General features: G+C 58.5%; 19 protein-coding genes and 1 tRNA gene. 9 read left to right on the top strand and 11 right to left on the bottom strand.

Annotated features, from left to right (window positions below; translation table 11 throughout):
• Positions 1 to 92: 92 nt before the first annotated feature.
• The 3 genes from Z947_RS22175 to Z947_RS0112255 all read right to left on the bottom strand — a co-directional run bounded on the left by Z947_RS22175 (position 93) and on the right by Z947_RS0112255 (position 6,008).
• The gene (locus Z947_RS22175) at positions 93 to 4,469 is read right to left on the bottom strand and encodes a cadherin-like domain-containing protein (RefSeq protein WP_025044594.1); all 4,377 of its coding nucleotides are present in this window, start codon (positions 4,467 to 4,469) and stop codon (positions 93 to 95) included.
• Positions 4,470 to 5,517: 1,048 nt separating this feature from the next.
• Positions 5,518 to 5,601 (bottom strand) — tRNA-Leu (locus Z947_RS0112260).
• 98 nt (positions 5,602 to 5,699) lie between these two features.
• Positions 5,700 to 6,008, bottom strand: a complete 309-nt coding sequence (locus Z947_RS0112255; RefSeq protein WP_025044593.1) for a hypothetical protein — start codon at positions 6,006 to 6,008, stop codon at positions 5,700 to 5,702.
• Positions 6,009 to 6,205: 197 nt separating this feature from the next.
• Here Z947_RS0112255 and Z947_RS0112250 point away from each other — a divergent pair, with 197 nt between their 5' ends.
• Positions 6,206 to 6,784, top strand: coding sequence for a YqaA family protein (locus Z947_RS0112250; protein WP_025044592.1), 579 nt, complete (start codon positions 6,206 to 6,208; stop codon positions 6,782 to 6,784).
• Positions 6,781 to 7,245 (top strand): disulfide bond formation protein B, encoded by a 465-nt coding sequence (locus Z947_RS0112245; protein WP_025044591.1) that lies wholly within the window; start codon positions 6,781 to 6,783, stop codon positions 7,243 to 7,245. Before Z947_RS0112250 ends, Z947_RS0112245 begins: the two co-directional genes overlap by 4 nt.
• Here Z947_RS0112245 and Z947_RS0112240 read toward each other — a convergent pair.
• Positions 7,242 to 7,667 carry an Lrp/AsnC family transcriptional regulator gene (locus Z947_RS0112240; RefSeq protein WP_025044590.1) on the bottom strand — a complete coding sequence of 142 codons (426 nt, stop codon included), beginning with the start codon at positions 7,665 to 7,667 and terminating at the stop codon, positions 7,242 to 7,244. The genes Z947_RS0112245 and Z947_RS0112240 overlap by 4 nt on opposite strands.
• A 109-nt stretch (positions 7,668 to 7,776) precedes the next feature.
• Between Z947_RS0112240 and rocF the strand changes: the two genes are divergently transcribed.
• Positions 7,777 to 8,697 carry an arginase gene (gene rocF, locus Z947_RS0112235; protein WP_025044589.1) on the top strand — a complete coding sequence of 307 codons (921 nt, stop codon included), beginning with the start codon at positions 7,777 to 7,779 and terminating at the stop codon, positions 8,695 to 8,697.
• A gap of 11 nt (positions 8,698 to 8,708) precedes the next feature.
• The gene (locus Z947_RS0112230) at positions 8,709 to 9,761 is read left to right on the top strand and encodes an ornithine cyclodeaminase (RefSeq protein ID WP_025044588.1); all 1,053 of its coding nucleotides are present in this window, start codon (positions 8,709 to 8,711) and stop codon (positions 9,759 to 9,761) included.
• On the opposite strand, the gene Z947_RS0112225 is transcribed toward Z947_RS0112230, so the two are convergent.
• Positions 9,758 to 10,930: an FAD-dependent monooxygenase gene (locus Z947_RS0112225; RefSeq protein ID WP_025044587.1), complete on the bottom strand. Its 1,173-nt coding sequence runs from the start codon at positions 10,928 to 10,930 to the stop codon at positions 9,758 to 9,760. The two genes, Z947_RS0112230 and Z947_RS0112225, sit on opposite strands and share 4 nt — an antisense overlap.
• Before the next feature lie 72 nt (positions 10,931 to 11,002).
• Positions 11,003 to 11,458 carry an RNA polymerase-binding protein DksA gene (gene dksA / locus Z947_RS0112220; protein ID WP_025044586.1) on the bottom strand — a complete coding sequence of 152 codons (456 nt, stop codon included), beginning with the start codon at positions 11,456 to 11,458 and terminating at the stop codon, positions 11,003 to 11,005.
• A 137-nt stretch (positions 11,459 to 11,595) separates the two neighbouring features.
• Here dksA and Z947_RS0112215 point away from each other — a divergent pair, with 137 nt between their 5' ends.
• From Z947_RS0112215 to Z947_RS0112190, 5 genes are all read left to right on the top strand, one after another.
• Positions 11,596 to 12,435 (top strand): AAA family ATPase, encoded by an 840-nt coding sequence (locus tag Z947_RS0112215; protein WP_025044585.1) that lies wholly within the window; start codon positions 11,596 to 11,598, stop codon positions 12,433 to 12,435.
• Positions 12,436 to 12,819: 384 nt separating this feature from the next.
• Positions 12,820 to 14,178 (top strand): DUF2927 domain-containing protein, encoded by a 1,359-nt coding sequence (locus tag Z947_RS0112205; protein ID WP_025044584.1) that lies wholly within the window; start codon positions 12,820 to 12,822, stop codon positions 14,176 to 14,178.
• 29 nt (positions 14,179 to 14,207) lie between these two features.
• The gene (locus Z947_RS0112200; RefSeq protein WP_025044583.1) at positions 14,208 to 14,381 is read left to right on the top strand and encodes a hypothetical protein; all 174 of its coding nucleotides are present in this window, start codon (positions 14,208 to 14,210) and stop codon (positions 14,379 to 14,381) included.
• The gene (locus Z947_RS0112195; RefSeq protein WP_025044582.1) at positions 14,381 to 15,568 is read left to right on the top strand and encodes a vWA domain-containing protein; all 1,188 of its coding nucleotides are present in this window, start codon (positions 14,381 to 14,383) and stop codon (positions 15,566 to 15,568) included. The genes Z947_RS0112200 and Z947_RS0112195 overlap by 1 nt, the downstream gene beginning before the upstream one ends.
• Positions 15,569 to 15,638: 70 nt before the next feature.
• Positions 15,639 to 16,322, top strand: a complete 684-nt coding sequence (locus Z947_RS0112190) for a M48 family metalloprotease (RefSeq protein ID WP_025044581.1) — start codon at positions 15,639 to 15,641, stop codon at positions 16,320 to 16,322.
• Between the two features lie 9 nt (positions 16,323 to 16,331).
• Here the strand turns inward: Z947_RS0112190 and Z947_RS0112185 are convergent, their stop codons facing one another.
• From Z947_RS0112185 to Z947_RS0112165, 5 genes are all read right to left on the bottom strand, one after another.
• Positions 16,332 to 16,892: an RSP_2648 family PIN domain-containing protein gene (locus tag Z947_RS0112185; RefSeq protein WP_025044580.1), complete on the bottom strand. Its 561-nt coding sequence runs from the start codon at positions 16,890 to 16,892 to the stop codon at positions 16,332 to 16,334.
• Positions 16,892 to 18,136 (bottom strand): RSP_2647 family RNA methyltransferase, encoded by a 1,245-nt coding sequence (locus tag Z947_RS0112180; RefSeq protein WP_025044579.1) that lies wholly within the window; start codon positions 18,134 to 18,136, stop codon positions 16,892 to 16,894. The genes Z947_RS0112185 and Z947_RS0112180 overlap by 1 nt, the downstream gene beginning before the upstream one ends.
• A 58-nt stretch (positions 18,137 to 18,194) precedes the next feature.
• Positions 18,195 to 18,863: a DUF6778 family protein gene (locus Z947_RS0112175; RefSeq protein WP_025044578.1), complete on the bottom strand. Its 669-nt coding sequence runs from the start codon at positions 18,861 to 18,863 to the stop codon at positions 18,195 to 18,197.
• A gap of 165 nt (positions 18,864 to 19,028) precedes the next feature.
• On the bottom strand, positions 19,029 to 19,301 hold the full coding sequence (locus Z947_RS0112170; protein ID WP_025044577.1) for a hypothetical protein: 273 nt from the start codon (positions 19,299 to 19,301) through the stop codon (positions 19,029 to 19,031).
• The gene (locus Z947_RS0112165) at positions 19,298 to 22,111 is read right to left on the bottom strand and encodes a bifunctional [glutamine synthetase] adenylyltransferase/[glutamine synthetase]-adenylyl-L-tyrosine phosphorylase (protein WP_025044576.1); all 2,814 of its coding nucleotides are present in this window, start codon (positions 22,109 to 22,111) and stop codon (positions 19,298 to 19,300) included. The genes Z947_RS0112170 and Z947_RS0112165 overlap by 4 nt, the downstream gene beginning before the upstream one ends.
• Positions 22,112 to 22,136 lie beyond the last annotated feature (25 nt).

The raw sequence follows: 22,136 nt of genomic DNA, 5'->3' as shown, positions 1-22,136 counted from the left end.
TCCCGGACAAAGCTGCTGCATATTCCTGACGCGCGATAGGCCCGCACGCCGTTATGTAATATCAGGGGGCCCCCGCCCCGTGCCAAATCTGTTTAGTCGGTGATCAGCTTGGCTTCGTGTTTTTTCAGCGCGCGGCGGGCAGATGCATAGCCCTCGACACCGGCTTTGGTTGCCAATTCCGGGAAGAGTTCCAGAATTTCCTGACGCTGCGCATTGCCGATTCCAGCCAGTGACATGTCACCGGGCTGGAAGCTTTCGGTCCACGCACCGTCCGACAGGATCACCTCGTGCTGGTCAAACATGACATGAATATACGTTGTGTGCGACACATCCACGATGTCCACGCCTTCCAGACCGGTCAGGTGTTTGGCCGCGACCAGAACCTCACGCTCTTCAAAATAAAGCGCGGTTTTGTCGTTGGCCACCAAGACGCGGTGGTTGGGTGACACCATCATGTCACGCTCGGGCAGATCGTTGCCCAAAGCCCCCTGACGGATCAGAACCGGTTTTAGATGTGCCGATTTATCCAGTTCGGCACCGGACATATCACGGGCCCCCACCCATCGGATGTCCTGAATGCCGTTGTCACGGGTGATCACACGGTCGCCAACTTCCAGTTCCTCGACCAGACGCTCGCCTTTCGGCGTGGCGATCTTGGTGCCCGGTGTGAAACAAGGGATAACAGTTTCGATTTCCTCAAACACCAAGCGGCCTGCGTCTGCGCCGTCGACGTCAAAGAAGTTGACCACCCCGTCTTCACGATCGTCAGAGGTATAGGTCACCTCAAGACGACCACCGTCAGGCGCGGATCCGCGTAGGTCCAGCGTGTCGTTATCAATAGGGCCGGAACCACCGTCAACGTTGTCACCTGCGCTTAAGTCTTCAAAGACGTCCTGACCGGCACCACCGTCCAAGATGTCATCACCGGTGCCACCGCGCAGGGTATCGTCACCCTGACCGCCTTGCAGGTTGTCGTCGCCGTCGCCGCCGTCCATCACGTCGTTCTCGCCGCCGCCGTCCAGCACATCGTCGCCGGTGCCGCCCATCAGCACATCATCATTGCGGTTGCCGCGCAGGGTGTCATCGCCGATGCCGCCTTCAAGCGTGTCTTCACCGGTGCCACTGTCAATCGTGTCATTGCCCTGACCGCCCAACAGTGAGTCATCGCCCGACTCGCCGCGGATGGTGTCGTCGTCGATCTGACCATCGATGGTGTCATTACCTGACCCACCGGACAGGCTGTCACCGTCATCAGCCCCAAAGATCACATCGTCGCCCGCGCCGCCATTAACCACGTCGCGGCCGTTGTCGGGGTTGCGATCCGGTGAGAAACCACCGGTGTCTTCATCCGTTATGTCCAGCAAATCGCCAACACCATCGGGATCGTTTCCGGCATAGATGGTATCATCGCCGCCGCCGCCAAATATGGTGTCGTTGCCTTCACCACCAACGATACGGTCGTCATCAAGTCCACTGTCCACAAAGTCGTCGTCGATGCCTGCGTCGATCACATCCTCGCCGATGCCACCTATGATGGTGTCACGGTCGTCGCCCGTTGTGATGGTGTCGTTGCCCGCACCGCCGATCACGGAATCGCGGTCGTTTTCCGGATCATCATCCCCGTCAAAGCCCAACGCATCTGTTGGCGCATCGGGATACCCCCGATCAGGGGCCAGATCGGGACCGGAGGTGTTGATCACATCGTCGCCTTCACCGCCGACAACGGTATCGTTGCCGTCTTCGCCAAGGATGCTGTCGTCGCCCGTTCCACCGTCGATATAGTCATCGCCGAGCCCGGCTTCGACTGTGTCACTGCCGTCGCCCGCGCGGATAATGTCATCGTTGGGTTCCTGACCCGGGATGATTGCATCTTCGTTGTCGACAAGGTCGCCGTCAGGATCGCCCAGATAATCAGGATCAATGAGGTCATCCCCAGTCGTACCATCAACGATACCGTCACGACCGCCCGGGGCGGCCACATTCACGATCAGCGTGCCTTCGTCGGTCAGCGCTTCGGGGTCGCCTTCGGGGCGGTCCGAAATCGTATAAGTGATTTCGGCCGGTCCGGTGAACCCGTCGGTTGGCGTGAAGGTCAGCGTGCCATCATCATTGATGATGACATCGCCGTCAGGCGTGGTCGCGGTGACAACACGCAGCGGATCTTCGTCCACATCCGTGTCATTGGCCAGAACCAGAATATCCTCGATCGGCGTGTTGTACGGCGTGCCTATCACATCGTCGCCCGCAACCGGTGCATCGTTCACTGGCGTGACGTCGATCACATGCTCTGCACTATCCGCACCGCCATTGCCATCGGAAATCGAATAGCTGATCGTCGCAGGACCTGTGAAATCGGTGGCGGGTGTGAAGGTGACCGTGCCGTCGCCATTGTCCAGCAGCGTACCTTGATCAGCAGGCACCGATGCCCCGACAACCGTTAACGTGTCGCCATCCACGTCACTGTCGTTATCAAGCAGATCGACCGTGATCGGTGTTTCCTCGGCCGTTGTGTCGGTGTCATCGTTTGCCACGGGCGCGTCGTTGACCGGCGTCACATCAACGACATGAACGGCGGTTGCTTCCGCGCCATCGGGGTCCGCAATTGTGTAGGTCACTGTCGCTTCGCCGTTGAAATCAAGCGCTGGCGTAAAGGTTGCAGTGCCGTCGTCGTTATTCACCACAGTGCCCTGTTCCGCAGGCACAGAAACGGCCGTCACCGTCAATAGGACGCCATCCGGATCACTGTCGTTGTCGACAAGATCCAGCACAACGGCTGTGTCTTCGTCGGTTGTGGCTGCGTCGTCGACGGCGATCGGTGCATTGTTCGCGGGGGTTCCTGAAACGGTGACGGTATGTTCAGCGCTGTCCTGCAAACCTTCTTCGTCTTCAATGGTGTAGCTGACTGTCGCCACGCCGGTAAAACCATCCGCAGGGGTAAATGTGACAACACCATCAACCGGCGCGCTCACAGTGCCCTGATCAACCGGCACAGTTGCGCTGACCACTGTCAGCGCATCGCCATCCACATCGCTGTCATTGGCCAGCAGGTCCACATCTATCGCTGTATTCAGGTCGGTTTCATCGCTGTCGTCTACAGCATCCGGTGCATCGTTGACCGGGTTCACGGTAACCGTCACCGTGCCGGGTGTTTCGGCGCCGGATGGGTCAGCAGCGGTATAGGTGATCGTAGTTTCACCGTTGAAATCAGGATTCGGCGTAAAAATCAGTTCGTTGTCAGCGGTGATTTCAACCGTGCCGTCCGGGCTGGTCGCTTCGGTCACTTGCAGCGTATCACCATCAGGATCGCTGTCGTTGTCCAACACGTCGATGGGATCAGACGCGGTGTCCTCATCGGTTTCCGCTGTATCGGGGGCCGTGACCGGCGCGCTGTTGCCCGCGTCATCAGCGACCGTCACAACATGTTCAGCACTGTCAGACAGTCCGGCGGCGTCTTCGATGGTGTAGCTGATGGTCGCATCCCCCGTGAATCCATCCGCAGGGGTGATCAGCGCAGTGCCGTCACCATTGTTCAAAACCGTGCCTTGGTCGACCGGAACAGAAACCGACGTGACCGTCAGAATATCACCTTCGGGCAGATCAACATCGGTATCGTTCGCCAGCAGATCAACAGTGACCGGCGTGTTGAAATCGGTGGTATCCACATCGTCAACCGCGTCAGGCGCATCATTGACGGGGTTTACAAGCACGGTCACTTCGCCGGTGTCGGAATTGCCGGCAGGGTCCGTCACGGAATAGGTAAACGTCGTCTCGCCATTGAAGTCCGGGTTCGGCAAGAAGGAAACCGTACCGTCCCCCAAATCCGTGACAGTGCCATCCGCGCTGACAAAGTCGCCGATCACCAGATCGTCGCGCAGGTCGTTCGGGTCGGTGTCATTACCCCGCAAGTCGATGATTACTGCGCTGTCCTCGTCTGTTTCGCCGCTGTCGTCCACCGCTGTCGGGCCTTCGTCAACAGGCAGTTTGTCATCAAAAACAAGGTTGTCCACTGCGCCGGATCCTTCAAAGCGGACCTCCAGACGCGATACGTCGTCAACGCCTAAACCAACGGTGCGTTCGCCGCCATCTTCGGTCGGCTGTACGAAATGTTCGTCGATGACCCCGCCGTCCGCGTCGTAAAAGATCATCGAGGTACCGTCGCCGCTGGTCTCTTCGATGTCCTTGAACGTCAGAGACTTGATAAATGACGGTTCGTTAAAATCGAAAAAGAGGCTGCCACCGGCGTCATTGTCGTCTGGGTCACTGCTGTCGCCGTCTTCGGAAATGATCAGCACGCCGTCTAATGTGTCAGAGGCCAGATCCGTATCATCCCCCGTCGGGTTGTTGGTGTCGAACAACATCGCCTGCCCCGAACCGCCCGTCGCGGAAACGGTCACGCCCTGCGTGGTCGCATATTCGTCGTCAATAACTGTACCGGCTGCGAAAGCGTTGAAATCAAGTGTACGGATCATTGAGGGGTCTCCTGGGCGTTGTTGCGCGCGGCGCGCAACGCGGCCGATCTGGAAGTTGGTGCGGAAAGGTTCGGTGCGATGATGGAGGAACGCGACCGAATGACGGTCACTTTGGTGCTCGATTGTCTTGGCACAAGGATCATTTTCACTCCATTCAAACTCAAAATCGCTTGAGGACACTGCGCACAGGTTCAGGCAACACACACAAAACACGCCAAACTATTGGCACACCAAACTACACGGGGAGTACTGCATAAGGCAGCGCACAGCCGGACACAGGATGTCCGGCAGCTACATTAATACGAACGCGCAAAGCGCGGCGTACACATGTCTCCCGCATCAGCAGCGATGCGTGATCGTGTGGCCGCCCCAGACCTAAAAACAATGCCCCCCAGTTGGGCAAGACCATAGTTACCTGTCTCAAATGGTCCAACAAAGGGAAAAATGTCGGGAAAATGTCAGGGACGTGAATTGTCGCCCCAAATGTCCACTGTGTTAACGCATTTGGTGAAGGCCGCGAAGCAAGCGATTGTTTCCAAATTGAATTTAACGAAATTGAGGATTACCCATATAAATAGGTATCTTGGTTACTCTACTACCGAAACAATTAAATTAAAAAATGGTTAACTGTTCAGAAAACCGGAACAATGGGACGGATCAATGAGGCGAAATATCCCCGCCCTATTAACGCCATGATTGTGGGCGGTCTGTTGCGCTATAGGAACCAATCCGCCTAAATCCGTCAGACTGATGCCGGTATGCCTGAGCAAAAGTCGAAATTAAATCGAATCGCCCTGAAGTTGTTTACCGTCTGAATTCGCGAATTTGCGGCCTTCCCAAAGCGGCATTTTGGGGTCGGCAACACCGCCGCGCCGATGCCCTCCATCACGACAATCATCTACCCGCCGGTAGGGTTACGGCCTGAAAGTCATAACAAACAAAATATCAGCAAAAACACAGCGCCTTGAAAAACGAGTACCGCAACGATCTACCAAGGGTGCGTAAAAACTGGCGTTTCAAAAATCGGTGTCTGGTTTTTTGAACCAGTTGGTACCCGTGGCCGGACTTGAACCGGCACGCATTGCTGCATCAGATTTTGAATCTGACGTGTCTACCATTCCACCACACGGGCACTGTTCGGACCTGCTACAAAGGGTTGCGCGATTCGACAAGGGCTAACGTAGATCACGGTGAGTTAAGTGGATTTCACGGGTCTTGGCCGCAGCAGGGTTAGCAGCCTTGTGATGCCTGCCCGCGTGCGAGTTCTTCTTTGTCGACATAGAGTGCGCCGGGTACTTTAGGTTGCCGATGGGTGCGGATGATCGCGGATTTATTGGCAAAGCACCTGCAGTTCACGGCGTCAGGCTGTTTGCGACAGAACGCCAGCTCCTCGCTTAAGGCGGCGTTGAATTCTGCCTCGTTCAGGCCAGACGACCCGCTGTTCCCGCCGGATGTGAGCGGCGGCAACTGAAAAACACCAAACACCACGACTGCGCCCGCAATGATCATGAAAAACAGAATACGAAAGTTATATTGCATCCAAGTTGCCCTTTGTTGGGCGAGCCATAACAGGCAAGTATTAAGGTGCTATTGAGCGCCGCAATTGCGATCGGCCCTGCTGATACGCGCGCAGCGTTGCGCATTTACCGCAGGCCCTGCCCCGGCTGCCTGAACACGCACACTTGACCCCGCTGGTCCGGTATGGTGTTGCAGGACAACTTGAGTGAGCAGCACAGATGTTAAAACGCCTCTACGACTGGACCCTTGGCCTTGCGCAACACCCCCACGCCCTTTGGGCGTTGGCGATTGTCGCGTTTGTGGAAAGTTCGTTCTTTCCGATCCCGCCTGACATCATCATGATCCCGATGATCATCGCGCGGCCTAACCGCGCCTTTGTGATCGCCGGTGTGGCGCTGGTGGCATCTGTGCTGGGCGGCTTGCTTGGCTATGCGATCGGGGCCTTTGCCTATGAAACGATCGGTCAACCGATGCTGGCCTCCCTGGGTAAGGCCGACGCAATGGAAGCATTCGCTGCGCGTTTTAATGGCGTGGGCTTTTGGGCGGTGCTGGCGGCGGGTGTGACGCCCTTTCCCTACAAGGTCATCACCATCATGTCGGGCTGGACGGCAATGCCACTGGGCACCTTTATCGTGACGTCGATCCTTGCGCGGGGGTTACGGTTCTTTATCGTCGCCTTGTTGTTGTGGAAATTTGGCGCACCAATCCGTGATTTCATCGAAAAGCGTCTGGGCCTGATGTTCACCCTGTTTGTACTTCTGCTGATTGCAGGGTTTGCTGTGGTAAAACTGATATGACTCGCAAAACATTGATATTGCTCGCGACCTTTGGGTCCGCCGCCCTGCTTTTGGGGGCATTCGGTTTCCAACACATCGGCGGGCTGGCACCCTGCAAGATGTGCCTGTGGCAACGCTGGCCGCATGCGGCGGCGATCCTGATCGGGGGGGCGGCCCTCATGGGCGGGCCGCGTATGCTGGCGTGGTTGGGGGCCTTGGCCACGGCAACAACCGGCGCAATCGGGGTGTATCATGCCGGCGTCGAATGGGGCTGGTGGCCTGGTCCGACGTCTTGCAGTGGCGGCGGTGCCGACCTTGGTGCGATGGACGGCGGTGCGCTGCTGGCGCTCGACACGCCGACCGGCGTTGTCATGTGTGATGAAATCGTCTGGCAGCTGTTGGGCCTGTCGATGGCGGGCTGGAACGCCGTTATCGCCTTCGGGCTTACGGCCCTTTGGATCATGGCGGCGCGGCGCGGCTAAACCGCCTTTCGGGTCTTGAGCAGCAGGTTGGTTTCGCTGGCCACGATCCCGTCAAGTCGCCGGATGCGCGTCAACACCTCGTCAAATGCCTCGAGTGTCGCTGTGCCGATCTCGACGATGACATCCCAACGACCGTTGGTCGAATGCACCGCCCGCACCTCTGCGAAACCACTTAACTGACGGGTGATACGTTCCGTCCCGCGCCCTTCAATCCCGATCATCATCAATCCGCGGACCGGATCACGCATCACATCGGCGCGGGTCAATACCGTAAACCCGACAATTTCGCCCCGCTCCTGAAGCCGCGCAATCCGCGCGCGCAAGGTCGTGCGCGAGGTATCGAGCACATGGGCCAGATCCGAAAGCGGCATGCGCGCGTCATGACGCAAGGCGGCAATAATGCGGTTATCCAAATCGTCCAAAATATACTCCAATACGATCAATTTACCCCCAATACGGCCAAATCACCCGATTGTCGATTGTCATTACCGCCAGTTAAACCAAATCAACCATAGATAAAGGAATCTTCCCATGTCCCAATCCCCCTGCATTCTGATCGGCTGCCCCATGGACAGCGGCAAGCGCCGGCAAGGGTGTTTGATGGGTCCTGACGCCTATCGCACAGCGGGTCTTGTGCAGGCGCTACGCGATCTGGGCCATCCGGTTGAGGACCGCGGCAACGTCACACCCGCGCCTTTCACCGCAAAGGATCACCCGAAAATCGTAGCGCTTGAAGAAACCATCGCCTGGACAACGGCCCTTGCCGAAGCATCGCAGATGGCCATGCCCGACGGCGTCCCGATCTTTATGGGTGGGGATCACGCGCTGTCGCTCGGTACCGTTCTGGGCGTCGCGCGTCATGCCAAATCCGTAGACCGCCCGCTGTTTGTTCTGTGGCTGGATGCGCACACAGATTTTCATACGCCACAAACCACCGACAGCGGCAATTTGCACGGCACACCGCTGGGTTATGTCACCGGGCGCGACGGGTTTGACGGGTTTCCTGTCGTCGACACCCCCGTTCCGCAGGAAAACATCGCCATCATCGGATTGCGTTCGGTCGACGCTGCCGAACGCGCGGCGCTGCAAGACACGGATGTCACCTATGTCGACATGCGCGAGATCGACGAAAGCGGCATTGCAAAACCCTTGTCTGCGTTCCTTGCCAAGGTCGCGGCGGCCAACGGGTTGCTGCATGTTTCACTGGATGTGGATTTCCTTGACCCTTCCGTTGCGCCCGCCGTCGGGACCACTGTGCCGGGCGGGGCCACCGTCCGCGAGGGGCATCTGGTGATGGAAATGCTGCACGATTCAGGTCTCATGACCTCCCTTGATCTGGTCGAGCTTAATCCGTTTCTGGATGAACGTGGCCGCACTGCAACCCTGATGGTCGACCTGACTGCATCGGCCTTTGGCCGCCGCGTTTTCGATCGCCCAACCCGCGCATACTAAAGGATATTCTTATGACAAACCTCAAACCGTCGTCCAAGGCGCTGGTGCCTTTTGTCTCTGTCGATCACATGATGAAACTGGTGCATCACGTTGGAATCGAAGAGATGTTGCGCGGCATCGCTGACTATATCGAAACCGATTTCAAACGCTGGGAACTGTTTGACAAGACACCGCGCGTGGCCAGTCATTCCGAGAGCGGCGTGATCGAATTGATGCCGACCTCGGACGGCGATGTTTACGGGTTCAAATATGTGAACGGCCATCCTTCCAACACGGCGGACGGCCTGCAAACGGTCACGGCCTTTGGCCTGCTGGCGGATGTGGCGTCCGGCTATCCTGTCCTGTTGAGTGAAATGACCCTGCTGACGGCGCTGCGCACGGCGGCGACATCTGCCTTGGTTGCGCGGGTGCTTGCCCCGAAAAACGCCAAGGTCATGGCGATGATCGGCAATGGCACGCAGTCGGAATTTCAAAGTCTCGCCATGAAAACCATCGTCGGCATCGAGGAAGTGCGTCTTTATGACATCGACCCTGCGGCAACTGCGAAATGCGCCGCGAACCTTGCAGGGCTAGGTCTGCGCGTGACCTCCTGCGAAAGCGCACAAGACGCGATGGAAGGCGCGCAGATCATCACCACCTGCACCGCGGACAAGCAGTATGCCACCATCCTGACCGACAATATGGTCGGCGCAGGCGTGCACATCAATGCCATCGGCGGGGATTGCCCCGGCAAGACGGAACTGGCACCTGCGATCCTGCGCCGCGCTGAAATCTTTGTGGAATACCCTGAACAGACGCGGATAGAGGGCGAGATCCAGCAGATGGATGCCGATCACCCCGTCACGGAATTCTGGGAAGTGCTGACCGGTGCCGCCAAGGGGCGCACGGACGACAAACAGATCACCTTGTTTGACAGTGTCGGCTTTGCAATCGAGGATTTTTCGGCGCTGCGCTATGTGCGCGACCGCATTGCCGATACGGGGCTGTTTCACCCGCTTGATCTGCTGGCTGATCCCGACGATCCGCGCGATCTGTTCGGCATGGTGCAGCGGGCAAAACCCTAGGGTTTACGGGGGCGTGTGACGTCATGGCCATAGAGCCAGTTGAACGCCCCCAACATCTTTGACGGCGCAAGGCGACTGCCGAGTTTGAGACCGAGATGGGCAAGGCTTCGCATCGGTCCGGCACGCATGTGATAGCGCTGCGCGTTCTTTTCCGCCGCGCCGATCACCCGCCGGACCCGCGCCTCGCGGCGCTGTTGATAGCCGGCTAGCCAGTCACCCTGCCCGTGCATGGCCTGATCCGCGAGGACCCACGCATCTTCCAAGGCCATATTCGCCCCTTGGGCCAAAAACGGAAGTGTCGGATGGGCGGCGTCCCCCAGCAAAGCCACGCCTTGCTGCTGCCAGACGGACGCCACCGGATGCAAATGCAACCCCCAAAGCGTCACATGCTTAACGGCATTGATCATCCGCGCCGCATCGCCGCCAAAACCCGAAAAGGCGTTTTTTACATTGGACGGATCATCCGCATGGTGCCAACCTTCGGCCGCCCAACCGTCGCGTTCTTCTACCGCCACCAGATTAATCAACCGGCCTCCCCGCAAGGGATAGCTGACCAGATGCCGGCCCGCGCCCATATGCACCTGCGCCGCGGGCGGATGGTTGATTTCATTGGGCACCACAGCGCGCCACGCCACCTGACCGGAAAACACCGCCCTATCGGGTCCATTCAATGCGGGCCGCGCCACTGAATGAATCCCATCCGCGGCCACCACAAGTTCGGCGCGGCGTGTGCTGCCATCGGTCATCTGGACCTGCGGCACCTTACCGGGGCGAATGCTGGCAACCTGCGCGCCCATTTCAAAGGTCACGTTGGCCCGTTTCGCGGCCCCCGCCAGAAGGTCAATCAAATCAGTCCGATGCACAAAATAGTAGCGTTGTGTCTTTGGCAACCGGTCCAACGGCAACCGTGCCACCTCTGCGCCATTTGCAAAATCACGCAACACCACGGCCTGCCCCTGCACGGCCTCTTTGGTGCGCAGCCCGGCTTCCAGTCCAAGGGCCCGCAGAACCGCAAGGCCATTCGGGCTGACCTGCAACCCTGCCCCCACTTCGCGCAGGGCGTTGGCCTGTTCCAACACGGTGACGGCAACCCCGCCGCGCGCCAATGCCGCCGCGACCGCCAGCCCACCGATCCCGCCGCCCACGACAACTGCGTTTGAAATATTCATGCAAGCCCCTTCACACAGAAACGCCGGAGACGAAGCTCCGGCGTTTTCTTATTCGACACATCAGGAAAGTGATCAATCGTCGCGATGCACCTTTTCGCGCCGCTCGTGTTTTTCCTGCGCTTCAAGGCTCATTGTCGCAATCGGACGGGCGTCCAGACGCTTGAGCGAAATCGGATCCCCTGTCACAGAGCAATAGCCGAACTCACCTTCGTCGATGCGGCGCAACGCAGCGTCGATCTTGGACACCAGTTTGCGCGCCCGGTCGCGGGTCCGCAATTCCAGCGCGCGGTCGGTTTCTTCTGAAGAACGGTCGATCACGTCAGGAATATTGCGGGTACCATCCTGCAAAGATTCGATAGTGTCGCGACTGCCCTCCATTAATTCGGTCTTCCAGTTCATCAATTTACGTCTGAAATATTCAAGCTGACGGTCGTTCATGAAAGGTTCATCTTCGGCCGGTGAATAATTATCAGGCAGGAAAACTTCCTGTTTCATATCATACCCCTCAACTGTTTTCGTTTCTGGCATACGAGACCTCTCTCCCCGAGATCGCCCCCAATGACGCTGCGTCTATCTTAGCCTCTTAGAATTGTCACTACACAATCACTTTGATTTTTGGTTAAAGGCATTTGTCCACGTCCATAATCAGAAGGTTGAAAAGTAACATGAAATTCCAAGGCACCGCTGATTATGTCGCAACCGACGATCTGACAATTGCTGTGAACGCCGCTGTCACGCTGGAACGCCCGCTGCTGGTCAAGGGCGAGCCCGGCACCGGCAAGACCGAACTGGCCAAGCAGGTTTCCGCAGCCTTGGGTTTGCGGATGATCGAGTGGAACATCAAATCCACGACCCGCGCGCAGCAGGGTCTTTATGAATATGATGCCGTCAGCCGGTTGCGCGACAGCCAGCTGGGTGAAGAGCGGGTGCACGACGTGGCCAACTATATCCGCAAGGGCAAGCTTTGGGAGGCTTTCGAGGCCGATGAAAAGGTTGTTCTGCTGATTGATGAAATCGACAAGGCAGATATCGAGTTCCCTAACGATCTTCTTCAAGAGCTTGATAAGATGGAGTTTTTCGTCTACGAAACAGGCGAGATGGTCAAGGCCGCAAACCGCCCGATCGTGATCATCACCTCCAACAATGAAAAAGAATTGCCCGACGCCTTTTTGCGCCGCTGCTTTTTCCACTACATCCAGTTCCCCGATATGGACACGCTGAAAAAGATCGTCGAGGTGCATCACCCGAAGATCAAAGAAAGCCTGCTGACCACGGCATTGACGCAGTTTTACGAAATCCGCGACCAACAAGGTCTTAAGAAAAAACCGTCAACCTCCGAAGTATTGGATTGGCTTAAACTGTTGTTGGCCGAAGATATGGATGCCGCTGATCTAAAGAAAGACGGCGCTTCGGCCCTGCCGAAACTGCACGGTGCCCTGCTGAAAAACGAGCAGGACGTGCATTTGTTCGAGCGGCTGGCCTTCATGGCCCGTGGCGGGCGCTGATCCGTCAAAAGCAACGCAGTATCGACAATGAGATGCAAAACACCGCCATCTGTGGGGTGTTTGCAACTCACCCGCGCGCTATCGGGTTTGGCGTTCAGCTCTGAATACCGCCTAACCATCTAGAATTGCGGCGTTATTTTGACACCGCCCGAAATTCTCGTTTAAATTGAATTCACGCTGCCCTATTTCGCCCTATTTGCCCCAAATTTGCCTTAATTGCTCCCTACTAAGGTCCTGATGGAAGGCGAAAAGACTGGAAATCCAAACGTCCAAAAAGGACAGGCAGGCAGTTATGATGATCAGTTCGGCACCTTGCGTGCGCTATAATGGTGTGCGTTCTGCACGTCGCTTTCCGGTAAAACCCTCTGTTGTCGGTTTTTTTCTGTGAGAGCGCGCACAGTACTGCCGCTGGTCCTGCTGTTGAATGCCTGTGTGCCCGCCTCGCAGCATGACGTTGCTACCCGCGCAAATTTCGCCGACAGCTCGCTGCCTCCGATGAAAAGCTTTGCCTCAAGCGTGCCGAGTGCACCTGTGCGTTCAAACAACGATCTGGCGCTGGATTTCATCGAACTGTCTTTCCAGATGGAAAGCGGTCGCAGATTGCCCGTTCTGACGCGATTTGAAACGCCGATCACCGTGCGCGTCACTGGCAACCCGACATCGACCCTCGGGCCTGATTTGAGCCGCCTGATCTCGCGACTGCGCAGTGAGGCGCGGATTGATATTAGCCAGACAACTGCACCTGATGCCAACATCACCATTCAGGCCGTCAGCCGCGCTGAAATCCGCAACGTGCTCCCGCAGGCCGCCTGTTTTGTCGCGCCCAACGTGTCGTCACTTGCCGAATACAGCAAAGCCCGCCGCAAGCCGCAAACCAACTGGACCCTGCTGCAAAAACGCGAACGCCTGTCGATTTTCCTGCCCAATGATTCAAGCCCGCAAGAAGTCCGCGATTGTTTGCACGAAGAACTGGCGCAGGCGCTTGGCCCGCTGAATGACCTTTATCGCTTGCCCGACAGTGTGTTCAATGATGACAACGTGCATACCGTTCTGACCGGTTTCGATATGCTGATCCTGCGCACCTATTACGATCCGGCACTGCGCTCGGGCATGTCCCGTGGACAGGTTGCCGCCGCCCTGCCCGGCATTCTGGCGCGCACCAACCCGCGCGGCGTGAACAAGCCCGCCCGGTACGCCACGCGCACCCCGCGTGAATGGAGCAAAGCGGTACAAACCGCCCTTGGCCGGTCGATTTCTTTTGAAGGGCGCACCGCCTCCGCAAATGAGGCCATTCGGATCGCCACGGCTATGGGCTGGCAGGACCACCGTCGCGCATTTGCGCATTACGCCATGGGCCGTGTCATGCAAACCACCGATCCAGCGCTGGCGCATCGCCACTATATCGAGGCCGAGCGCTATTACGCCAACACCCCCGGCACCACATTGCACCGTGCCTATGTCGCCACACAGCTGTCAGCCTATGCGATTACGCGCGGCGATGGCGGCACAGCCCTGCGGCTGATCGCCCCACATATCAACACCGCAAAAGCCAGTGAAAACGCGGCCTTGCTCTCTACCTTGCTGTTGTTGCGCTCCGAAGCGCTGGAACTGGAAAACCGCCACGCAGAAGCGCGTAGCGTCAGACTGGACAGCATCGGCTGGGCGCGATACGGCTTTGGTCCAGACTGGGCAGTGCGGGCCAAGCTGCGCGAGATTGCATCGCTGAACCCGCTTAAAGGATAAGCTGCCCGAAGGGCAAAGCGGGGTCACGCATGATCGTCATCATTCTAGGTATCATCGGCGCAGTTCTGGGCGGTTTCACTGCCCGCAAACGCGGCGGCAATCGCAAGGATATCGCGCAATATGCTGCCGGTTACGCCATGGCGTTCATGATCGTCGGCATGGTGTTGACGGTTGTTGTGGACCGCTTTTTGTTGGCCGCCTGATGTTTTTACCCTTCTTCGATCAGCTGCGTGCACACAAAGTTCCCGTTTCCATGCGCGAATTTCTGGCGTTTCTTGACGGTATGGCGGCGGGCATCGCAACCTATGACGTCGAGGCGTTCTATTACCTTGCCCGCGTTGCGATGGTCAAAGACGAACGCAACATCGACAAGTTTGATCAGGCTTTTGCTGCCGCCTTTAAAGGCTTGGAAAACATCAGCTTGGACGACGTTCTTGAAGCGGTTGAAATCCCGAAAGACTGGCTTGAAAAGATGGCTGAAAAGCATCTTTCGCCCGAAGAGAAGGCCGAGATAGAGGCCGCTGGCGGTTTTGACAAGCTGATGGAGACGCTGAAGAAACGGCTAGAAGAACAAAAGGGCCGTCATCAGGGCGGCAACAAATGGGTCGGCACAGCCGGCACATCGCCGTTCGGTGCCTACGGTTACAACCCCGAAGGGGTTCGGATCGGTCAGGATGAATCGCGCCACCAGCGGGCCGTGAAGGTCTGGGACAAGCGTGAATTCAAGAACTTGGACGACACCGTTGAACTGGGCACGCGCAACATCAAGGTCGCCCTGAAACGTTTGCGCCGTTGGGCGCGTGACGGGGCGGATGAAGAGCTGGACCTAGGCGGCACCATTCGCGCAACGGCCGAACATGGCTATCTTGACGTGAAAACCCGCCCTGAGCGGCGCAATGCCGTTAAGGTGTTGTTGTTTCTTGATATTGGCGGGTCAATGGACCCGCATGTGAAGGTCGTCGAAGAACTGTTTTCGGCTGCTAAATCCGAATTCAAACACATGGAACACTTCTATTTTCACAACTGCCTTTACGAAGGTGTGTGGAAAGACAACCGCCGCCGCTGGGACCAGCAGATGGAAACCCATGAGGTGCTGCGCACCTACGGCCCAGATTACAAATGTATTTTTGTGGGGGATGCGTCGATGTCCCCTTACGAGGTGGCCTACCCCGGTGGCGCGAACGAACATTGGAACGCCGAAGCGGGATCCACGTGGTTGGCCCGTGCACGCGATCAATGGACAAGCAACCTGTGGATCAATCCGGTTCCCGAGAAATATTGGCCCTACACCCAATCCATCGCAATGATCCAAGAGATATTCGGCCCTCAAGCGATGGTGCCAATGACCCTTGAAGGGCTGTCGCGTGGGATCAAAGAGCTGACGCGCTGAGCGGCGTGTATCTTGTGGGGGCATATATCACGGCGCTTGCCTATCGCGCGACCGTGCCCATATTGATCTTATGATCCGTATTCTGCCTATCCTGCTTGCCCTTGCGTATGGCCTTGCGATGTATCGCTTTTCCGCGTGGCGCACCGCGCGTGAACTCGATGCACGTTCGACCGTTCTGGCCGATCCGGCACTGAAAGACATGAGCGACAGATTGGCCCGTGCGCTGGACCTTCCCAGGATCAAGGTTCACATCTATGAAATCGAACCCGTGAACGGGTTGGCGGCACCAGACGGGCGCATTTTCATCACCCGCGGGTTTTATAACAAGTTTCACAAGGGCGAAGTCAGCGCCGAAGAACTGGCCAGCGTGATCGCGCATGAGCTGGGGCATGTCGCCTTGGGCCATTCCCGCCGCCGGATGATTGATTTTTCAGGTCAAAACGCGATCCGCACTGTGTTGGCGATGGTGCTGGGCCGTTTCATTCCTTTCGCTGGCGTGTGGATTGCAAATATGCTCACCACGCTGCTGGCTGCGCGTCTGTCACGCGGTGACGAATACGAGGCGGACGCCTATGCTGCTGCGCTGTTGACCAAGGCCGGTATTGGCGTGGCCCCCCAGATTTCCCTGTTCAAAAAACTGGAGGCGCTGACCCAGTCCAACTCAGGCAGCGCGCCTGCATGGTTGCTGAGCCATCCTAAAACGGAAGAACGCGTCAAAGCATTGCAAATGCTCCAGAAACGTTGGAACAGCTAGGCCGGTAGGTCAGGATTGACGCGGTGGGGACAACGCCTTGGCCAAGCGCGGCAGACGCGCCTTTTTAAGCAAGGCGCGCAATTCCCAATGCTTGCCGGACAGGGTGCGGGCCGTTTCCAATACATCATTTGCTGCTTGCGCAATCACCTGCGGGTGGTCCTGCCAAAGCTGGTGCAGATAGCTGTCGGGATCGACACGGATCAAATCCTGTTCGGCCAGAATATCGCGGGGAAAATCCTTGGCGTTCAAGGTCATGATCATGTCGGCACTGGCATCCACTGCCACCGCCAGCACATGTATATCGTTCTCATCAGGCAGCCATAAACGTTGTCCGATTTGCGGCGCGGCGGGGCGTTCAGCATCGGGCCACGCCGCGCGCAGCATGGCGATTTCGCTGCGCGCCTGCATTTCGCCCATCGGGCCAAGCTTGATCGCCGCGCGCGCCCATTCTTCCAGTATCCGTTCGGACCAGACCGGCCGGAACAGCCCTGCTTTGGCCGCCCCCATCACCACTTCGCGCATCACTGTCGGATACAATACGCAAGCGTCGATCAGGATGCGCGGCCCCATCAAAGGCGGAAGAACAGCGATTTGAGATAGCCGCTTTCGGCCAGTTGCGGCAGCTGCGGATGGTCGGCGCCTGCAAAGCCCGTGTGCAGCAGAATACCGCGCCGCCCTGCCCGTCCGATGCCGCGCACGGATGCAGTGCGAAACGCCGTCAGATCGGCCGCATGGGAACAGGAACACAGACCCAAAATCCCGTTTTCAGCCACCAAAGGTGCGGCCAAGCGTGCAATGCGTTCATAGGCACGCAATCCGGCTTCGAGCGCTTTTTTGGACGGCGCAAAGGAAGGTGGATCGCAAATCACCACATCGAACTCCGCACCTTCGCTGCGCAGAGCAGCCAATGTGTCAAAGGCATCGCCGTGCCGCACACTGAACTTGTCCTGCATCGACATGGCGGCTGCCCCTTGGGCGGCGAGGTCCAGCGCCGGTGCAGAACCGTCGACGGCCATAGCGCTTTGCGCCCCCGCGGCCAATGCCGCCAGAGAAAACCCGCCAACATGGGAAAACACATCCAGTACACGCAAGCCGCGCGTCATATTCGCGGCAAAGGCATGGTTGGGGCGTTGATCGTAAAACAGACCGGTTTTCTGGCCGCCTGTAAGGTCCGCCATATAGGTCGCGCCATTCATCGGCACAGGCAACGGGCCGTCAGGCACGGCACCGGCCGTCACGCCTGAAACATCGTCCAGACCTTCAAGGGTGCGCGTGCGCCCGCCTGCGTTTTTCAACACGTTGGCGACGCCAGTCACCGCGACAAGCGCCGCACTCAACATCTCCATCCGCGCATCAGCCCATGCTGCATTGGGTTGCACCACACAGGTATCCCCGAAACGGTCGATGATCACACCGGGCAGACCATCCGCTTCGGCGTGGATCAGGCGGTAATACGGGGCGTCAAAAAGCTGCGAACGCAGGGCAAGCGCGCGGGAGATCTTGTCTTCGAACCATGCCTGATCAATCACGGTTTCGGGATCCGCGTCCAGCATCCGGCCAATGATCTTGGAGTTGGGGTTCATCGCAACCAACCCCAAGGGCTGGCGTTCTGCATCTTCCAGACGGGCCAGCGTACCGGGGGCAAGGTTCTTGGTGCGCCGGTCCACGACCATCTCGTTGGCATAGACCCAAGGCGCGCCGAAGCGGATGGCACGGGCGTTGGCCTTGGGCATCATCCGAACGGTCGGCAGGGCGGCAGGTGCCGTGGCAGTTGCGGGATCGTCGTTTGCGGGTGGGGTGTGGGGCGCTGTCATAGCGCCCCTTTAGTCGGTAAAACGCCTTTGGGAAAGCGTTGATTCCGTCAAACTGCGCTTAGGCCGAGACAAACCGCGCCAATTCATGGCGGATCGCTTGGGACAAATAGCCGGTGACCCGCACTTTCTGGGTTTGGCCGTTGCGGTCCGCTTCGATTGCGGCGCGTCCGCCCAAGGCGGGCAGGTTCGCCTCTACCAGACGGGTTGGCGCAAGGGCTGCCCCCGTCGACGCACGGCGCACTGTCAGCTTGAACACCATATTATGCACCCCGCCCACGGAATAGCGGGTCTTTTCGGTGACGGAATGGAAACGCACAACTTCAACGTCCAAAATCACGCCTGTCGCGCCGGACATATCGGCAGTACCGGCGTGAAAGGCCGTGTCGAAGATCTGTGCAACCTGCGCGTGGCGGTCGCCAATCGGATCGCCCCGCCAAACGATATCGCCGTTGGGGTAATATGTATTTGCTTCCGATACCGACAGGGCGCGCGGCACAGTGACGTTGATTGCGGTGACTGTCATCGGCAGTTGCGCCGCAGCGGCGGTCGCGGGCTGATCCTGTGCAACAGTGGCGGGCGTCAGCACACTGGCGGGCGCAACGGACTCGAACGGGGCATTGCGGCTGGCGAGATCGGGCATGTTGCTACAGGCGGCAAGCGTGCTGCCAAGCATCAGAGCGGCGGCAATTTTACCGCAGCGTTGTGCATCGAAATTCAAAGTCACCATGTCTACCTCGCTTGGGGATGCTTTTGCGATCCCGCTTTATCTGCGCATAAGGTGCAGGTAAATTGAGGCCGTTTTACGGCTATTTTCGATGGATTTCAGGGGTTTTAACAGGCATCGCACGGTATTATCCGCGTGAACGACAGGGCTGGTACTGCGGATCGCACCCTAGTTGCGGGTGCGCTTGCGCCAACCGCCGCGACGGCGCGGGGCGGCCATGGAGTGCAGCCCCTCGTTTAGCACCTCGGTCATGGGGTGATCCGGTTGATCGGGCTGGTATTGCGCAAGCAGCTTTCCAATGGTGGTACTTGTGTTTTGCTCCAGCGGCAGACTAAGCGCCCAATCCAGAAAGATCGTGCGGCATTCCGGTTTGGTGATGCCCTCGATCCGATAGCTTTCAAAGATCAGCCCCTTGGGGTCTTGTGCGTCACCTTTTTTCATTCTGCCGTTCCTTGAGGGGCTGCCAATGCAGCGCCGATTACACCCGCGGCAGCCTGACATTTCTGTTCCATATGCGCCTCTACTTCGGCCAAAGTGTCGCATCCAAGTGCACGCGCAAGAAATGCCGCCCCCGCTTGCCCCAATGCCCTGGTATCAAGCGCGTCCGGCGACAAAAGCTTGCCCGCGCATTGCAACTGCCAACAGGCATCATAGGCCGCGCGCAGGGTTTGCATGCCGTGATCGTCAATCAGCCCCCCGGCCTTGGCCGCGGTGATGCCATCGGCAATCCGGTGCGCCTCACGGCCCGCAATCAAGGCACCTGATTGTGCAAAGAGCTCGATGTCCTGCAACCGGCCGGGGCCAATCTTGGCGTCCCATGGTCCGCCCACCGCTTTGCTGGCCGCGATCCGCACGCGCATCTGCGCGACTTCGGCAACCACCTGTTCGGGCGGGCTGGGCAACGCCAGCACTTGCGCGCACATCCGGTCGACATCGTCCCCCAATGCGCGCGGCCCTGCAACAACACTTGCACGGGTCAAGGCCAGATGCTCCCAAACCCAGGCTTGGGTTTTCTGATAGCTTTCAAAGCTCGCCAGACTGGTCGCCACCGGCCCCTGATTGCCCGATGGACGCAACCGCATGTCGATTTCATAAAGCTTGCCCTGCGACATGGGAGCCGTCATCGCAGTGATCATGGCCTGCGTCAGCCGCGCATAATAAGTGCGCGAGGGCAGCGACCGTTTGCCGTCCGATGCGTCTTGATCCAGCGGATCGTAAATCACCAGAAGGTCCAGATCAGAGGTCGCGTTCAACCGCCCTGCCCCAAGCGAGCCCATGCCCAATAACACAGCACCTCGTCCCGGTGGCGGCCCGTAGCGGGTGGCAAATTCATCCGCCACCACCGGCCAAAGCGCCCCAAGGACCGCGCGGGCCAGATCGGCATATTGCAGCCCGGCCGTTTCCGCATTGGTCAAGCCGCGCAGCAAATGCACCCCGATGCGGAAATGCCATTCACGCGCCCACCGACGGGTGCCGTCAAGCTGGGCCTCATAACTGGGTTCGCGGGCTAATACGGTGCTTAACGCGTCGCGCAGTTCCGCTTCGCCGGGCCAGTCGCTAAAGAAATCACCACCAATCACCGCATCAAACACTGCGGCATTGCGCGACAGGTGTTTCGCCAGCGCCGGCGAGGTGCTGACCACGTCGATCAACAGATCCGCCAGTTGCGGATTGGCATTGAGAAGCGAGAATAACTGTACCCCTGCGGGCAAGCGTTCGAGGAACCCGTCAAAGGCCAGCAAGGCTTCGTCCGGTTTGGCCGCGCGGGCAAGTCGTGCCAGAAGATCGGGCTTGAGCCGCTCGAAAATCTCGGCCCCGCGTTCGGAACGGAACGCAGGGTAGCTGTGCCAGCGGTCCAACACCTGCGCGTCGAACCGGTGCGTTTCGTGAACTTCTGTCTCTTGTACCGGCGTCCCTTTGGCCTGTGTGCCCGCAAAAAACCCTTCGGTGGTTTCATGGACTTCCGATAAACGGCGGTGCAGGTCTGCCTCGAGATCGGGCACTTCCATATCCATCATTGCGGCCAGCCGGGCAAAACCGGTGTCGGACTGTGGCAAATCATGCGTCTGTGCGTCACGGACCATTTGCAACCGGTGTTCGACGGTGCGGTGCGCGCGGTAATGATCTGTCAGGGTTTCGGCAACGTCGGTCGGGACCCAGTTTTTCTGTGCGAGTTTGGCAAGGTTTTCGCATGTGCCCCGCCCGCGCAGTTCGGGATCACGCCCGCCCGCGATCAACTGACGTGTCTGGGTGAAAAATTCGATTTCGCGAATGCCACCACGCCCTAGTTTCATATTGTGACCGGGCAAGGTGATCGGCCCGCCCAGCCCTTTGTGTTCGCGGATCGCAAGGCGCATATCATGGGCGTCCTGGATCGCGGCGAAATCCAGATGGCGCCGCCAGATGAACGGACGCAGTGTTTTGATGAACCGCCCGCCAGCGTCCAGATCGCCCGCACAAGGCCGCGCCTTGATATAGGCCGCACGTTCCCATGTGCGCCCCAAGCTTTCGTAATAGCGCTCTGCCGCCTCCATCGCCATGCAGACCGGCGTCACACCGGGGTCGGGGCGCAGGCGCAAGTCGGTGCGAAACACATACCCCTCGCCGGTGAGATCGCTGAGTGTGGCGCTCATTGATCGGGTGGCCCGTACGAACGCCGTGCGGGCGTTATGGAAATCGCCGCTGTCAAAGCGCGTTTCGTCAAACAGACAAATCAGGTCGATGTCGGACGAATAGTTCAGCTCGTGCGCGCCCATCTTGCCCATGGCCAACACCACCATGCCGCCGGCATCCGCCAGATCGTCCGCAGTCATGCCGGGCAGTTTCCCGCGCTCGATCTGCGGGGCCAGACCGGCACGCAATGCCGCTGCACATGCGGCGTCGGCATAGTTGGTCAATGCGCCCGTCACCTGTTCAAGCGCCCATGCACCGCCCAGATCACAAAGCGCCGTCATCAATGCAACGCGCCGTTTACCGGCACGTAACCCGTCGCTGACCTGCGCATACGGAAGGGTCGCGGCGCTGTCGATCACGGCTTGCACCGCCGCCTGCGGATTGGTGACAGCCTGCACCAGCCATGCCGTTTCCTTTTCCAGCAAACCAAGGAGATAGGGCGCACAGGACGCCGCCCCCGCCACCAGTTCACGCACCTCTGGCGGGGCGTCGTCGATCAAGGCCAAAGCGTCGCGGGCGCGGTCTTGATGAAAGATGCGCGGCGTGCGGGTGATCTGTGAGGCGAGCGTGGTTGTCATGCTTCGATCTTTGCGCCAGACTGCG

Origin of the sequence: Sulfitobacter geojensis, from assembly GCF_000622325.1 — a bacterium.
GTDB lineage: Bacteria > Pseudomonadota > Alphaproteobacteria > Rhodobacterales > Rhodobacteraceae > Sulfitobacter > Sulfitobacter geojensis.
The sequence above is the reverse complement of the archived record's forward strand: the minus strand, read 5'-3'. Positions and strand labels throughout refer to the sequence as shown.

What these genes read in the sequence shown, in the direction of transcription:
- Z947_RS22175 (WP_025044594.1), bottom strand. Translation starts at nt 4,469, where the DNA reads ATGATCCGTACACTTGATTTCAACGCTTTCGCAGCCGGTACAGTTATT.
- Z947_RS0112255 (WP_025044593.1), bottom strand. Translation starts at nt 6,008, where the DNA reads ATGCAATATAACTTTCGTATTCTGTTTTTCATGATCATTGCGGGCGCA.
- Z947_RS0112250 (WP_025044592.1), top strand. Translation starts at nt 6,206, where the DNA reads ATGTTAAAACGCCTCTACGACTGGACCCTTGGCCTTGCGCAACACCCC.
- Z947_RS0112245 (WP_025044591.1), top strand. Translation starts at nt 6,781, where the DNA reads ATGACTCGCAAAACATTGATATTGCTCGCGACCTTTGGGTCCGCCGCC.
- rocF (WP_025044589.1), top strand. Translation starts at nt 7,777, where the DNA reads ATGTCCCAATCCCCCTGCATTCTGATCGGCTGCCCCATGGACAGCGGC.
- Z947_RS0112230 (WP_025044588.1), top strand. Translation starts at nt 8,709, where the DNA reads ATGACAAACCTCAAACCGTCGTCCAAGGCGCTGGTGCCTTTTGTCTCT.
- Z947_RS0112225 (WP_025044587.1), bottom strand. Translation starts at nt 10,930, where the DNA reads ATGAATATTTCAAACGCAGTTGTCGTGGGCGGCGGGATCGGTGGGCTG.
- dksA (WP_025044586.1), bottom strand. Translation starts at nt 11,458, where the DNA reads ATGCCAGAAACGAAAACAGTTGAGGGGTATGATATGAAACAGGAAGTT.
- Z947_RS0112215 (WP_025044585.1), top strand. Translation starts at nt 11,596, where the DNA reads ATGAAATTCCAAGGCACCGCTGATTATGTCGCAACCGACGATCTGACA.
- Z947_RS0112200 (WP_025044583.1), top strand. Translation starts at nt 14,208, where the DNA reads ATGATCGTCATCATTCTAGGTATCATCGGCGCAGTTCTGGGCGGTTTC.
- Z947_RS0112195 (WP_025044582.1), top strand. Translation starts at nt 14,381, where the DNA reads ATGTTTTTACCCTTCTTCGATCAGCTGCGTGCACACAAAGTTCCCGTT.
- Z947_RS0112190 (WP_025044581.1), top strand. Translation starts at nt 15,639, where the DNA reads ATGATCCGTATTCTGCCTATCCTGCTTGCCCTTGCGTATGGCCTTGCG.
- Z947_RS0112185 (WP_025044580.1), bottom strand. Translation starts at nt 16,892, where the DNA reads ATGGGGCCGCGCATCCTGATCGACGCTTGCGTATTGTATCCGACAGTG.
- Z947_RS0112180 (WP_025044579.1), bottom strand. Translation starts at nt 18,136, where the DNA reads ATGACAGCGCCCCACACCCCACCCGCAAACGACGATCCCGCAACTGCC.
- Z947_RS0112175 (WP_025044578.1), bottom strand. Translation starts at nt 18,863, where the DNA reads ATGGTGACTTTGAATTTCGATGCACAACGCTGCGGTAAAATTGCCGCC.
- Z947_RS0112170 (WP_025044577.1), bottom strand. Translation starts at nt 19,301, where the DNA reads ATGAAAAAAGGTGACGCACAAGACCCCAAGGGGCTGATCTTTGAAAGC.
- Z947_RS0112165 (WP_025044576.1), bottom strand. Translation starts at nt 22,111, where the DNA reads ATGACAACCACGCTCGCCTCACAGATCACCCGCACGCCGCGCATCTTT.